The organism is Niallia tiangongensis, from assembly GCF_044704065.1.
Classification (GTDB): domain Bacteria; phylum Bacillota; class Bacilli; order Bacillales; family Cytobacillaceae; genus Niallia; species Niallia tiangongensis.
On the sequence record NZ_CP162613.1, the window covers coordinates 789,796 to 804,347 of the forward strand.

A 14,552-nucleotide genomic window follows, 5' to 3' on the forward strand; every position below is an offset into this window, starting at 1 on the left:
TAACTTGCTTCTTTATATTTGTTTAAGATACATGGATCAATTTCTCTAATTTTGATCCAACACCTTGTAGCGAAACTTCTAACTCAGTATATATTTCCGAGTTAGATACGATGACAGCTGTTGTTGTGGAGTACCCTGCCTTTTCCACATCATCAATAGAAAAAGTCATCAAAAGCTGGCCACACTTTACCTTGTCTCCAAGCTTCACTTCTGGTCTAAAGCCTTTGCCTTCCATTTTTACCGTATCCATTCCGACATGTATTAATAATTCAATGCCATCATTACTTTTTAATCCAATGGCATGCTTTGTAGCAGCAATCATAATAACCTCACCATCAAATGGTGCATAAACCTTATCGTCAGAAGGTTTAATGCCGCATCCTTTTCCTAGCAACCCTTTTGAAAATACACCATCTGCAATGTCGTTAAGAGGAATGATTTCTCCTTCTATTGGAGCGTACACCCAATTCTCTTCCGATTCCAATACTAGTGATTCTTCCTGTGTTTTATTTAATAACTTCTTAAATATCCCCATCGTTTTATTCCTCTCCTAATCATTCATGTTGGCAGTGTTTATTATTCGATTTATATGAATCATCAAATAAAGGATTTCTTCCTCTGTACTTTCCGACTTTAATTCTTCATCAATAAAGTTACTAATCATATATGCACATTCATAAGCGAGTGGATTCTTTTCCTTCATCGCTCCAACGACTAATGAACTATCATCAATATACTGAGTCTTATCTTCAATGCGTTTTAAATAATACCTCATATGCATGGCAAATCTGTGGTAGTTGAAGCTATTTTTATCTATCGGAACAGAAAAGAAATCCTCAATTATTTTGGCTACCTCTAGAATTAATTCTTCTTGGTCTTTCCCGTCTGCCACGGGTACCTTCTCCACCTCTGCATTCACAAAGTGCATGGCAATATTGATAATTTCACTAGTTGGCAGACTAACATTTAATTTGGATTTTATAAGCTCTACCGCATACCTTCCAAGACTCGTTTCTTGTGGATATAACTGTTCCACATCATAAGAGAACACCATCTGCATTTCTTTATATTGATTCATTCGAATAATGGCAAAATTAATATGGTCTGATAAACTAATAACAAGATTAGGATTTAAGTAGCAATCTAATGTTGTTTGGGCTTTTTCTACAATAAGTGCTGCAACTTCAAATACATCCTCTGGTATTTCCTCAATCAGACTATAAAAACGTTTATCAACCTTATAGAACGTTTTGGAAATCAAACGCAAATCCTTAATCTCATAAGGCATTACAGGAAATCCAATTCCCTTTCCAAAGGCAATCAGTTCGTTTTTATTGTCGTCAACACATATGGCTACATTATTATTAATTTTCTTAATCGCCCTCATAAAAACTACTCCTTTACCAATTCTAAGAAAATGAAAAAACACGCTTGATAATAAACATAACTTTAAAAGAAATGGGACCAAAGCGATGATATTGGCATTACAATAATTAGCCCTGGTAACATGTTTGCAACTGGAAAGGCCTTAATCCCACAAATTCTAAATCCTGTGACAAGCATGATAATGCCACCTAAAGCAGAAAAATCAGCAATTAACGCGTCGTTTACTACTGGTAAGATTAAACCAGCACTGAAAAATAAGCCTAACAAAATAGCGACCTGAGGGAGCGCAATCGTTAATACGATATACCCTAGCGCTGTAGAAAAAATAATAGCTGTAAAAAAGTCTAGAAATGATTTTGACAATAATATGGAAGGATCCCCTGTCATTCCTTCATTTAATGCACCAAATATCCCCGTACCACTTGCGCAAAACAAAACGACTATCCCTACAAATTTCTCCATAAAATCTTTAGATTCCATCGTATTATTGCTGGAAAAGATTTTTTCTATCGGATCTTTCACCTTATTTGCACACCATTCAATCCCTTTTTCAAATTGGACTAATTCACCAATAACACTACCTATAATTAAGGAAAGAACAACTGGTGGTAGAGAGTCTAGTTTTACAATTAACGTAACCCCCATCCCCATCGAGGCGGCACCAAAGGTTAGAGGTAAAGCAACCCTTAATCTTTCAGGAATTTTATCACTTAAATAAGCGCCAATAATCCCCCCAAAAAATACAGCCAACGCATTCACTATTGGACCTATTGGCATGATGATCATTCCTTTCTCGTTTCTCAATCCTCCATAGTTGGAACGATCGTTTGGACATAATTTACATAACATAAACCTAAACTAGCAGTAGAACTACTACCAGTTCAGGGTCGATTTTTCTTTGTAGATTCAACCTTTTAGTAGACGATTAATAAAGGCATATACCTTATCTAAGTTTTCACTTGTCTCAAATTTTTCATCACCGTGATCAACGTCCTCGATTATTTCAAAATGAACCTTTTCTTCTAATCCTGCCTGCTTCACTTTTTGAACAAAATCTCTCGACTGTTGGTATGGAACAATCTTATCTGCCCTACCATGTTGAATAAACATTGGAGGCATGTCTGGATGAATGTATGTTTCTGGATTTGACCTATCTAATAACAAACCAGCAGCTGTCAGTGGCTTGCCTAGAAATAAGGACTCAGGCGAATCATCCGCATCATGGTCAGGATAGTTTCTTAATAGTCCACTTTCTTCAAGCTGCTTGTCCATATTTGAAAAGTTTACAGGTGGAAACCAGGCTACTACCCCTTGAACATTGGCTTTTACATCGAGGTTTGGATCGTTTTCATCATCAAATAGTTCAGCATCTTCAAACAAGCCAGCCATCAGTGCCATGTATGCACCAGCGGAACCACCCCATACTACCATCCGATTCGTATCCAAATTATATTGATTACGATTTGCTTTTATAAACCGAATCGCTCTTTTGATGTCTTTCACTGGAATCGGAAACTTGGCTTCATCACTTAATCGATAATTTACGGCAACTACTGCATAGCCTTTTGCCAATCCATGAAGCATTGGTTCTATCATTTCTCCATTAAGCTTGTCCCCTTTTTTAAATGCCCCACCGTGTATCGAAACAATAACAGGAAAAGGGCCATCCCCTTCTTCAGGATAAAATATATCTAGCTTTAATGTCTCAGATACATCCCCATAGCTTATATTTAATAATGTATTCTCATATTTGCTCGTATCAATCAGCGGTCTCATTCGTCAATACCTCCTAATTGCTTTTTAAATCTAGCATTCTTTATCATTTTGATATTCAACAACCTACTAAATAAAGGGGAAATATTACTCTTATCCAAAGAAGATAAGAATATCTAAACTAGTAAATATACTTGAAGTATAAACAGTTTAATTAGATGGAACAAGGACAATAATTTACTAAAAAAGGGCAAAAAGGAATCTTTTATCGTTTATACAAATAGTCTATATCCATGATATAATTTACTAGATTACAAGCGTATCGAAGGAGGGGAATCATGGTTGATCCGTTCATTTACCAAACAATCACACCTAACAAAGGATTACCATTCCGATTATTACTTCATAACACAGGAGAAAAACGTACAGTTATTAAGCACTGGCATAAGTCTTTAGAAGTTTCTTACACTGTTTGCGGAAAAATCGAAGACTACTATATTAACGGGAACCACTACACTACCAAACCTGGTGATATTCTCATTGTTAACCCATATTGTATCCATGGTATTCAGCTTGAAAATCAACAAGAAAGGGTTTCGTTAACTCTGATGATTCCAATAGAGTTTTTGAACACTTTTTCCATTGATATTGAAGACTTCCGCTTTCAAAATACAATAGAACTGGATATGACAGATGTTCAAAAAGAGCATTACCATAAAATGCAACAAAGCTTTCAAGAACTATATGAATGTAGTAAAAATGAATTTTCCAATCCTATTCGATTGAAAGCTATTAGTCTAGTTTTTAATATTTTATATATACTTACCAACTACTTTTACGAGACAAATGAACCCGCCTCTTTTATTGGCAAAAAGCACTTTACTTATCTAGAAGAAATAACTTCTTATATAGAGAGCAATCATGACCAAAATCTGAGCTTGGCGAATATTTCCGATACATTTCATTTGTCAAAAGGCTACTTATCCAGAATTTTCAAAAAATATATGGGGGAAACCATCCCTCAATATATTCTCCAGGTTAGATTACAAAAGGCCTATCAACTGCTGCTAAATACCAATGATACAATAGAAATGATTACCGAAATGGTTGGATTCCCTAACAAAAAAGCATTTAGTAAAGCATTTAAGGAAGTATATGGAGACACGCCTCTTCAGTACCGGATTAAGTATCACTCTAAAGAAAGTATGGAGTAATAGAAAAGTATATTGGTCTTCTGTCAAGAAAGTAGACACAAAAAAATTGAGATTTAATTCTCTGTCACAGTGACGCCTCGAATTATGAAAAGTATAAAGGTGATGCTCTTCTTCAGAAGACTTATACGGTCGATTATCTGACGAAAAAGAGAGTACAAAATACCGGCCAAATTCCGAGGTACTATGTTGAAGAAAGCCATCCAGCGATCATCTCAAAAGATAGGTGGGAAGCGATTCAGCTAAAAATGGAGAGAAGGCGAACCTTTGCAGAGAAACATGGGATTGTAAAAGTTGATTATGCTACGGTAGATAACCCTTTCGCAGGAAGAGTTATATGCGGACACTGTGGTAGCTAATTTGGAAGAAAGGTTTGGAATTCTACTGATGAGAATCTTAGAAGGGTCGTCTGGAGATGTAATGAGAAGTATAAGGTCAAAGGCGAAGTAAAGTGACAAAATAAACATATTGATGATAGGGTATTATATCAAGCATTTGTTCACACTTTTAATACCATTTTAGAAAATAAAGAACACTTTATGCAGAAATGGCAGCGAAAAGATGTCAGTGGCAATTTTCTAGTAAAATACAGAGCAAAACAGTTTATTGAGCTTTTTCAGAATGCAAATTCAATTACAGAGTTTGACTTGGAGTTATATTTTAAATTGATTGAAAAGCTGACTGTGTTTGAAGGATCAATAATTATTGTGAGTTTGCTAGATGGGACGGATGTAGAGTGTGGAATTGAATAGAATATTATTGGCCGGTTGGGGTGAGTTAGCCTTAACGGGCTATTTTTTGTTTAAAGTAAATCCATACAACATAAAGTCAGTATGTAACTATTTAACAAACGAGCAGAAAGGGAGCTAAAAGTAGTCAGTAAAACTTATTAAACGATATGGCCATATTGTTTAATAAGTATTGTAAATTTTTTTTATATTTGAAATAATTGTTGTTAAACGAATTAACCTATTACGATACTCCAATGCAGAGAAATAACATCCTCTTGAAGTTGCTGCATGATATCAATCTTTTTGGCTTATTTCAACGCTCGACCCTAGTATAAGAAAGAATAACGCTGTTACCAAGAGAAAGGGGAGTTGCATTTGAATCGAACAAAAATCCTTTTTATTGTAGGAACCCTTTTAACAATGATCGTTCTTATCCTTTATTATATCAATGCCTTGGAGAAGACATCCTACATTAAACAAGGTGAGTTGGATCTTGCAAAAACTGATTTTGATCATAACTGTGTGATTGCACTTAATGGTGAGTGGGAATTTTATTGGAATCAAATTTTAGATCCGACAGATTTCATACATCATAATCTATCTGATTTTCAGTATGCCTATGTTCCAGGGAACTGGTTAAGGGATCTAGAGGGCAATACGTATGCTAAAAAGGGTTATGCTACGTATCGGGTGAGTTTAAAAAATATTCCTAAGACAAAGTACTTTGGTCTAAAAAAAGCAAATATAAGAAACTCCAGTAAAATATTTGTTAATGGGGAGTTAATAATCACAGATGGCATTGTATCAAAGAGTCTTGATGGAAGTGTGGCGGGAAATAATTCAGACGTTGTTTACTTTGAACTTGAGGATACAACAGCTGAAATCATCATTCAAGCAGCTAATCATGAATACATCGTTGGTGGTATAGCAAAACCAATCATCTTTGGTCACCAAAAGGAATTATCGCAACAGCATATCCGAAAAGTCATGTTTGAATTTGCAATGATTTTAGTTGTTTTGGTTATTGGATTTTTCTATTTGTTTTTATTTTTAGCAAGTAAAGATTATCGAAAAAAAGAGCCAGTAACATTACCTCTTGCACTTAGTTGTCTTATTATTGGTGTTATGAATAGTATTTATAGTGAGAGAATTATAACGATTATATTTCCAAAATTAACATTAGACTTAACTTTCCGTTTTGGGCATTTTATGAGTGGACTTTCTGTCATTACGGTTTGGATTGTTGTGAATAAGATAAATAATGTTTTTTTACCAACTAAAATGAGAAATTTTCTTATTGGCTTATATAGTTTGTTTCTCGTGTTTGTTTTGACATTGCCTTTAGAGGTGTATATAACAACGTTAAACTTCTACATGATTTTAGTTATATTCATATTCTTCTTCATATGGCTACGGATATTTTTACTTTTTTTCAAAAATAAAGTACCTTCAAGTAACGAATTGGAACATAGTACGCTCATCGTTTCTGTATTTAGTATCTTTTTATTTTGGTTTGATATGATCCTATATAGCTTAGGCTTAAAAATAGACATGTTTGTTTCTATTCTAACAGTAGCAGTCTATAGCATTGCCCTTGCGATTTTATTAATTTTGAGATACACCATTTCTTATAAAAAAAATGAAGAACTATCAATTAAGCTAATTGAAACATTTTCTACTTTGGATCAAACAACGAAAGAAGTCCAAAGAAATGAACTTGCATTTTTACAAGCACAAATCAAGCCGCATTTCTTGTTTAATGCGCTAAGTAGTATTATTAGTCTTTGCTATACGAATGGAGAAAAAGCAGGAAAGCTGCTTACAGATTTATCAAATTATTTGAAACGTTCCTTTGATTTAGACTTAAAAACAGATTTCGTTACGATTGAAAATGAGTTAAAACTAATCGAAGCCTTTGTTGAAATCGAAAAAGCAAGATTTGGAGATCGAATCAAAGTTACTTATGATATAGCCGATGATGTATTAGCACTTCGAATTACACCATTAGTGATTGAGCCACTTGTTGAAAATGCAATTAGGCATGGCATTTTAAAAAATAAAGATGGTGGTGAAGTGAAGCTTACGATAAAAAAGCAGCATCAATCCGTTTATATTAGTGTTGAAGATAACGGAAAAGGGATGGATATTGAACAGGTTGTTCGTATAAAAAATGGTGAAAGTGACTTGAATTCATCACAAGGAAATGGAATCAGTTTAACGAATGTTTATACAAGATTAAGAAATGAATATCAGGTTGAGTTGAATTTTGATGCGAATCGAAGCGGGACAAAGGTGTATTTTACTATTCCTGTCAAGGAAAGCTGTGAGGAGGCGGATGATGATTAAGGCAGTATTGGTCGATGATGAAATCCTCGTACTAAATCTATTGGGAAAAATTATTAGTGAAACAAAGGATATAGAAGTAATTGGTACATTTACGGATCCTGAATTGGCTTTAGTAGAAATTCCAAAGCTTCAGCCAAATGTAGTGTTTTTAGATGTCGATATGCCAGAGTTAAACGGGATTGAACTTGGTACAAGATTAATAGAATCAAATGAAAATGAAGATATGGAAATTGTTTTTGTGACGGCTTATGAGCAGTATGCGATCCATGCGTTTAAGCTAAATGCGATTCATTATATTTTAAAGCCTGTTGATCCACATTCAATCAATGAGATTGTGAGTAGAGTTTATCAGAAAAAAGGGAGAGAAGAAAAAAAGAGTACTGAACGTGGAGAGATAAATTTATTTGGTAACGTGCATTTACGAGTGAATGGTAACAATATTGATTTTTTAACGGGGAAAATCGAGGAGCTTTTAGCTTTGTTAATCCTAAATAGAGGGAAAGGTATCAGTAAGTGGGTGATTACAGATATTCTATGGAAAAATTCTTCAATAGAAAAATCCCTTCAAAATTTATATACGATGATATTCAGATTGAAAAAAATGTTGAAAAATGTTGGGATTAAAGTTAATGTGACGAGCAAAAATAGTATCTATCGAATAGAACTTACAGATGCGTACTGTGATGTAATAGAATTCGATCGCTTTATGAAGAAAAGGTTAAGGGTTAATGATCATAATCTAGACGAATTCAAAAGAGTCATTTCACTATATCAAGGTGATTTATTTGAAGAAAAAGATTACTTATGGTGTATGAATGATAGAGAGCGATATTACCAAGATTTTGTTAACCTTGTAAAAGTCGTTGCCAATTATTACGGGGAAAATAAACGTTTTGATCAGTTGGAGAACTTGTTTCACACCGTTAGACATAAGGTAAGGGAAGAAGACTTTGAGCAACTAATTGTAAAAAAATGAAAAGGCAAGCTCTCTGCATTTCATTGTGTAGAGCTTGTTTTTTTGTTAAGAGGTCGATGTTCATGTAAGAAAAATGTAAGGTTGGTTTGATATAGTTTTGAGAAGTAGTTTTTGTGATGTTGTTTTAGTATGTTTTATATTCCGTTAAATGGGGAGCTTGTGGTGATTTAACCTTATCAGAAATGGATTCTTTTTTCATTTATTAAGTACACAAACGATTTACGAGAAAGCCCATTAGTTAGGCGATAATGCCTATTTTATAAAATCTGTGAATAATTCAGGATAAATTAATATTTATTTTGATGTAATAGCACGATGATAACTTAGTATTCCTTTCATGAATTTAATTACCACTGCTATCCAAGTGGATGATAAAGTGAATTTATGGACTTTACAACCTGCATTGGATGCGTGTGATCCTATCAGAAAAAATATATTATTATATTATACTGCAAAAAGATCAATTTCTTTATGAAATAAGACTACTAAAGATTGGGAGAGTAATACAAGATATATTGGTGTACTAATGCCGCTATTAAGGAAAAAAGTTGTGGCGATTATTTTGAAGTCGTTATTAAATATATTTTATGAAAATGGATTAATTATAATTAGTTTACATGTTGCAAAATATGATTATTCATATAGCTAGTATTAAAAAGGTGTGAACTATTAATGGAATGGTTAAAAAAATCTAAAAATGTAAAATTAGTGGGATTCATAAGTTTATAATTTATGGTGATTGATTCGTCCGATGTGGAAAAAAAGGTCGAAGTAACTTATATAGATAAGAATAATGATAATAACGGCAAATCTTTGGTTAATCCGGACGATATAAAAGCTTCTAAGTACATATTACTATTAAATAGCTTTATTTTTATAAGACGGTTTGTCAAACTAACTACGACATTGAAGACGATCATGTATAAAGCAAGGGGATTTAAGGTCGTATTTTGGCAATTAGATTTTGGTATGAGTAAACTATTGCCCCCTGAGAAATATATTATTTAATTGGACATCCTTTAACATCTCTAAGAAATTCACTTAGGAACGACAATTTTCAACAAAATATGTACAAGTCTCTTTACGAAGTTCTCTATATGGAGTACTGTGTGTTTAGAGATAGGTAAATAGTATGACTTTTACCCATTTCTTATCTAGTTGTTAATGATTGATAGTATTCTGAGGTTTTTTCTATTAATACACATAAAGAATATTAGTTTGAATATTGTCAAAAAGCAGGTGAGTATATGCCTTATTATATTTAAAAGAGATTTGGACACCTTTCAGATTGGTGAAAATTAGATTTTTCAAAGAACTCCACGTAGGAAAATAATGGAGTGAAATTGGTGGTAAACCACGGAGACCATTTTGTTAAGTTCTGTAAAATAAATTAGAGAAAGGACAAATAACCGTAATGTCAGAACATAAAACCGATGTGTACAGTTTGTTGAAAAATGTGGATAAAGATTCTAATTTTATTGATTTGACAATAAGTATAGTATCTTCTCCTTACATAAAACCTCAAGTGAAAATGAACGTATTAACAAGAATGGTCGAAGCTTACAATCTACTAAAAAATAAGAATAAAGAGATATATAATAAAGAGATTAATAAATTTGAATGAAATAAGGCGTGATTACACAGACTTTTAAAATTTATGTAGAACTTATTCGGTTAGTTATCATTTTGTAATTTTTCTTTTGTTTTAGAGACAAATAACTTTGTTCGTACGATTGCGATGTTACATTAGGACGTGAAGTAATGATAAATGTGGTTCAGAGATTCTTCGATCTCAATATAAGAGGGACTTGTATGATATTGATCATAGTAGTCATTTCATATCTATATATAGCAAGAAAACTTTCAATAAACAAAATAAGTCAAATGAAGAAAAAAAAGCTGAAAATCCGGGTGCAAGATGCCTTGAAATACAATAAAAGTGAATCTGAAAAAACTCTAAAATCACAAGGGAAATGATTCAGAATAAAAGGGGAGGACTAGAGTAGTGGGCCGTATAATTACGATAACCTCTGGTAAAGGTGGTGTGGGGAAAACCACTGTAACTGCTAACTTAGGTACGTCTTTAGCTTTACAAGGTAAGGCAGTTTGTTTAATTGATGCCGATATTGGACTAAGGAATTTAGATATACCATTGGGTCTTTCGAATAGAATTGTCTATGATATTGTTGATTATATTGAAGGGATTTGTGAATTAAGACATGTAATCATAAAAGATAAAAGAGTGCCTAATTTGGCGTTTATTCCTGGAAGTCAGGAATACTTGGTATCGGATTTATCTTCTCAAGTGTTTAAGGAAGCGGTAAATAAAATTGCAGAAGATTTCGAATATGTGCTGATTGATTCTCCAGCAGGTATTGAACACGGGTTTAGAAATGCACTTGATGCAAGCCATGAAGCAATTGTTGTAGTTACACCAGATCGTACCTCAATTCAGGATGCAGATCGAGTGATTGGAATAATTGAACAGTTACATTCTGTTAAGCCAGTTTTGATTATTAATATGTTAAAAAGAGATATGTATAGTAATGTGGACAATATAGAAAATAGAAATATATTATCCACATTACAATTAGAAGTATTAGGAACTACTTTTGAGGATATTGAAGTTGTTCTTTCTCTTCATAATGGAGTACCCATTGCTCTTGATCCATCAAAGGAGTCTGGTCTTAGATTTCGTCATATGGCAAGGAATTTAATTAATAATCAATTTAGGGAATATGTTTCAATGAAAAATGTTAGGCTTAAAAAAAACTATTGGTTTTTTTAGTGTCTGTAGTTCAATTATACCGATCTTAAATTAGGTTGTAATAATTTTTTAACAAATGATTAAAAAACGACAATTTATTGGTTCATCACCGTAACTTGGGGTTGACCTCGTAAAAAATCAATAAATTTACATTTAGTATAGAAGAAAAGCGAAAACTCACGCATCGTAATTGTTGTCGAGACAAACCACGATAGGAGTTTTCGCTTTGTACAACCAGTTTATCAAATTGATTTTACCATTACCATCTTTTTTTACACTTTCTTTGCCAACTGATGAGGAGCCGAATATATTCCCAGTAGAAATATCACCGCAAACGATCCCGTGTCCGATTTGCCAAGGACATACCGTTCGTCATGATCAGAGCCGACGTCGTTTTCGCCACGGTTATGCCTGGCATATTGGTGTTCTTTGGATCGAGCTTTTGGTGCCTCGTCAACGTTGTAAAGAATGTGGATTCACCTTCACCTATGACTTATGGATTAGGACTTGTTCGTTCTTCGACAGAGGCATTTCGTCGTCAAATTGTAAAGCGATGTCAGGGCCGTTCGATTAAGGATGTTTCGTGTGAATACAATCTCCCATATACAACCGTTGAACGTTGGTTTTACTTATACGCAGCCGACCAATTAGTGGAAGAATCCGCCACGCATATTTGTGTGGATGAATTTGCACTTCGAAAAGGACACAACTATGCGACAAGTGTATTAAACGCGGATACAGGACGTATTTTGGCCATTGTTCCACATCGAGATCAAGAAGCGATTACGTCTGTTTTACAGAAAATAACTGGTACCATTCGGGCTGTTGTGAGTGATTTCGCTCCTGCAATGGCTCATGCGATTCGAACAGTGTTTCCATCTGCCATTCATGTTCTGGATCGCTTTCATCTCGTCCAATTTTTCACGGATGCCCTCCAAAGACGTAGACGATATTTAGGGGAAGCGAAGAAACATCATAAATCACGTTTTATCGATCGCTGTTTAGCATGTAAAACAGAAGACTTAACAGCGGAAGAGCGTGGGTTTGTGGCTGAATGGCAAAAGGAAGACTTACATACGAAGCACATTTATCAAGCATTAAATCATATCCGTTATGTCCTTAAAGCAACAACGATGATACAGGCGAAATGTCGATTAAAAGAATGGTTTAAACGCTATCAATTTCATGTTTGTGGTGCCGTTTCAAAGATAGCCAAAACTTTGATTGCACGTGAACAAGCGTTACTAGATACCATTGTTTCGCCACTTTCAAATGGCATCATGGAAGGAACGAATAATAAAATTAAGCTTATCAAAAGACGTGGTTTTGGCTACCGAAACGACGGGCCCATCTCTTCCTGCGACTTCGCTTGGAAACCGGGCGTTAATTTTGTCATCCCCGAATTTTGGTGATGAACCAAAATTATTCCGGCTCTATAAGCTTAGCCAATAGATGTCATATTTTATTAACAATAACAAAAGGGGTACCCAAGTGAAATTATCTTCATTTGGCTACCCCTTAATCATTATTTAAAACACTTTCGTAGTCCAATCCTCACAATTCCAAATATCAGTCGCAATTTCACGATAGAAATCAGGTTCGTGGGATACCATCAAGATGCTTCCGCGATATTCCTTTAAAGCACGCTTCAATTCTTCTTTTGCATCTACATCCAAGTGATTGGTAGGTTCGTCGAGAATTAATAAATTCGTTTCTGTGTTTAAAATTTTACACAAGCGAACTTTGGCTTTTTCGCCACCAGAAAGCACTTCGATTTTACTTTCAATATGTTTCGTCGTTAATCCACATTTAGCAAGAGCAGCACGGACTTCAGCTTGATTCATACTTGGGAATTCGCTCCAAATCTCTTCAATACAAGTGTTGTAGTTGGACTGTTTAACTTCCTGTTCGAAGTAACCGATGTGTTGATAATCACCACGTTCCACTGTACCAGAAAGTGGATTGATTAACCCAAGAATACTTTTTAGAAGAGTAGACTTACCAATACCGTTTGCACCAACGAATGCGATTTTTTGTCCCCGTTCCATTTTCAAATTTAGCGGGCGAGAAAGTGGTTCGTTATAACCTATAACAAGATCTTCAGCCGTAAAAATCCAACGACTAGCAGCACGAGCTTCTTTGAATTTAAACTCTGGTTTCGGCTTCTCTTTCCCTAATTCAATAATGTCCATTTTGTCGAGCTTCTTTTGACGAGACATCGCCATATTACGAGTCGCGACACTCGCCTTGTTACGAGCGACGAAATCTTTCAAATTAGCAATTTCTTGTTGTTGACGCTTGTAAGCAGACTCTAGCTGTTGCTTCTTCATTTCATATATTTTTAAGAAGTTATCATAGTCACCAGCATAGCGATTCAACTCTTGGTTTTCCATATGATAGATCAAGTTAACAACATTGTTCAAGAATGGAATATCATGTGAAATCAAGATAAATGCATTCTCATATTCCTGTAAATAGCGCTTCAACCATTCAATATGCTGTTCATCCAAATAGTTTGTAGGCTCGTCAAGTAATAGGATTTCAGGCTTTTCTAGCAAAAGTTTAGCTAGCAAAACTTTCGTACGTTGCCCACCGCTAAGATCAGCTACATCTCGATCGAGTCCAACATCGTCTAATCCTAGACCACGAGCAACTTCCTCTACTTTTGAATTAATTTGATAGAAGTCATTACTATCTAACGTTTCTTGTAGCTCACCAACTTCTGCAAGTAATGCATCGATATCAGCATTTTCATCACCCATTTTTGCATAAAGTTCATTAATCTCTGATTCAGCATCAAAAAGATATTGAAAAGCAGTACTCAAAGCTTCACGCATGGTTGTCCCTTTTTGAAGTACAGCGTGCTGATCTAAATAACCAACACGAACTTTTCGTGACCACTCCACTTTCCCCTCGTCGGGTTGCAGCTTTCCGGTAACAATATTCATGAAAGTAGACTTACCCTCACCATTTGCTCCAACTAATCCAACGTGTTCCCCTTTTAAAAGTCGAAAAGACACATCATTAAAAATCGCACGATCACCAAAACCGTGACTTAAGTTTTGTACGTTTAATACGCTCATTATTTTAACCCCTTCTTTTATATCACATGTGGATATCATACTAAATTTAGTCTAGATTTTCTAACTTGAATTTTATTATTTGTGCAAAATGCAATTTAATTTTGGGGCTAACTTGAAGTTTGCCCCTTCTTAATTAAATGAGATTATTGAATGATATTTATTTGGGCGTCTCACTATAGGATAAAAGTCTATTATACAATATGATAGGCGGTTTTCCCATATGGGAATAGTTGAATAAAAAATGAAATAATTGGTTGGTTTTTAAATCGAACTTTTAGTGTGTAAAGTCTATAGGCAGCTCATTTTTAGTTGAAGAATAGGATAAGAATTAACGATTAA

12 protein-coding genes are annotated in these 14,552 nt (G+C 34.4%); 7 read left to right on the forward strand and 5 right to left on the reverse strand.

All coding sequences use genetic code 11. The features are described 5' to 3' along the window. Positions 1 to 22 precede the first annotated feature (22 nt). From AB3U99_RS03965 to AB3U99_RS03980, 4 genes are all read right to left on the reverse strand, one after another. Complete coding sequence (locus AB3U99_RS03965; protein WP_400245635.1) at positions 23 to 535, reverse strand: PTS glucose transporter subunit IIA; 513 nt, start codon at positions 533 to 535, stop codon at positions 23 to 25. A 15-nt stretch (positions 536 to 550) separates the two neighbouring features. Next, entirely contained in the window at positions 551 to 1,387 is an 837-nt protein-coding gene (locus AB3U99_RS03970) for a PRD domain-containing protein (RefSeq protein ID WP_400245637.1), read from the reverse strand. Between the two features lie 62 nt (positions 1,388 to 1,449). Further along, positions 1,450 to 2,190, reverse strand: coding sequence for a DUF554 domain-containing protein (locus AB3U99_RS03975; protein ID WP_400245639.1), 741 nt, complete (start codon positions 2,188 to 2,190; stop codon positions 1,450 to 1,452). A gap of 102 nt (positions 2,191 to 2,292) precedes the next feature. Beyond that, on the reverse strand, positions 2,293 to 3,162 hold the full coding sequence (locus tag AB3U99_RS03980) for an alpha/beta hydrolase fold domain-containing protein (RefSeq protein ID WP_400245641.1): 870 nt from the start codon (positions 3,160 to 3,162) through the stop codon (positions 2,293 to 2,295). A 275-nt stretch (positions 3,163 to 3,437) separates the two neighbouring features. Here AB3U99_RS03980 and AB3U99_RS03985 point away from each other — a divergent pair, with 275 nt between their 5' ends. The 7 genes from AB3U99_RS03985 (at position 3,438) to AB3U99_RS04015 (ending at position 12,542) form a co-directional block, all read left to right on the forward strand. Continuing rightward, the gene (locus tag AB3U99_RS03985) at positions 3,438 to 4,313 is read left to right on the forward strand and encodes an AraC family transcriptional regulator (protein WP_400245642.1); all 876 of its coding nucleotides are present in this window, start codon (positions 3,438 to 3,440) and stop codon (positions 4,311 to 4,313) included. 56 nt (positions 4,314 to 4,369) lie between these two features. Continuing rightward, positions 4,370 to 4,669, forward strand: coding sequence for a recombinase family protein (locus AB3U99_RS03990; RefSeq protein WP_400247957.1), 300 nt, complete (start codon positions 4,370 to 4,372; stop codon positions 4,667 to 4,669). 180 nt (positions 4,670 to 4,849) lie between these two features. Then, positions 4,850 to 5,062: a hypothetical protein gene (locus AB3U99_RS03995; RefSeq protein WP_400245644.1), complete on the forward strand. Its 213-nt coding sequence runs from the start codon at positions 4,850 to 4,852 to the stop codon at positions 5,060 to 5,062. Between the two features lie 354 nt (positions 5,063 to 5,416). Beyond that, positions 5,417 to 7,387 carry a sensor histidine kinase gene (locus AB3U99_RS04000; RefSeq protein ID WP_400245646.1) on the forward strand — a complete coding sequence of 657 codons (1,971 nt, stop codon included), beginning with the start codon at positions 5,417 to 5,419 and terminating at the stop codon, positions 7,385 to 7,387. Continuing rightward, positions 7,380 to 8,363 carry a response regulator gene (locus AB3U99_RS04005; protein ID WP_400245648.1) on the forward strand — a complete coding sequence of 328 codons (984 nt, stop codon included), beginning with the start codon at positions 7,380 to 7,382 and terminating at the stop codon, positions 8,361 to 8,363. Before AB3U99_RS04000 ends, AB3U99_RS04005 begins: the two co-directional genes overlap by 8 nt. A gap of 2,005 nt (positions 8,364 to 10,368) precedes the next feature. Further along, positions 10,369 to 11,151: a septum site-determining protein MinD gene (gene minD / locus AB3U99_RS04010; RefSeq protein ID WP_400245650.1), complete on the forward strand. Its 783-nt coding sequence runs from the start codon at positions 10,369 to 10,371 to the stop codon at positions 11,149 to 11,151. Between the two features lie 467 nt (positions 11,152 to 11,618). Beyond that, entirely contained in the window at positions 11,619 to 12,542 is a 924-nt protein-coding gene (locus tag AB3U99_RS04015) for an ISL3 family transposase (protein WP_400245652.1), read from the forward strand. Between the two features lie 117 nt (positions 12,543 to 12,659). Here the strand turns inward: AB3U99_RS04015 and AB3U99_RS04020 are convergent, their stop codons facing one another. After that, entirely contained in the window at positions 12,660 to 14,213 is a 1,554-nt protein-coding gene (locus tag AB3U99_RS04020) for an ABC-F family ATP-binding cassette domain-containing protein (RefSeq protein ID WP_400245654.1), read from the reverse strand. Between the last annotated feature and the right edge of the window lie 339 nt (positions 14,214 to 14,552).

What these genes read in the sequence shown, in the direction of transcription:
- AB3U99_RS03965 (WP_400245635.1), bottom strand. Translation starts at nt 535, where the DNA reads ATGGGGATATTTAAGAAGTTATTAAATAAAACACAGGAAGAATCACTA.
- AB3U99_RS03970 (WP_400245637.1), bottom strand. Translation starts at nt 1,387, where the DNA reads ATGAGGGCGATTAAGAAAATTAATAATAATGTAGCCATATGTGTTGAC.
- AB3U99_RS03980 (WP_400245641.1), bottom strand. Translation starts at nt 3,162, where the DNA reads ATGAGACCGCTGATTGATACGAGCAAATATGAGAATACATTATTAAAT.
- AB3U99_RS03985 (WP_400245642.1), top strand. Translation starts at nt 3,438, where the DNA reads ATGGTTGATCCGTTCATTTACCAAACAATCACACCTAACAAAGGATTA.
- AB3U99_RS03995 (WP_400245644.1), top strand. Translation starts at nt 4,850, where the DNA reads ATGCAGAAATGGCAGCGAAAAGATGTCAGTGGCAATTTTCTAGTAAAA.
- AB3U99_RS04005 (WP_400245648.1), top strand. Translation starts at nt 7,380, where the DNA reads ATGATTAAGGCAGTATTGGTCGATGATGAAATCCTCGTACTAAATCTA.
- AB3U99_RS04015 (WP_400245652.1), top strand. Translation starts at nt 11,619, where the DNA reads ATGACTTATGGATTAGGACTTGTTCGTTCTTCGACAGAGGCATTTCGT.
- AB3U99_RS04020 (WP_400245654.1), bottom strand. Translation starts at nt 14,213, where the DNA reads ATGAGCGTATTAAACGTACAAAACTTAAGTCACGGTTTTGGTGATCGT.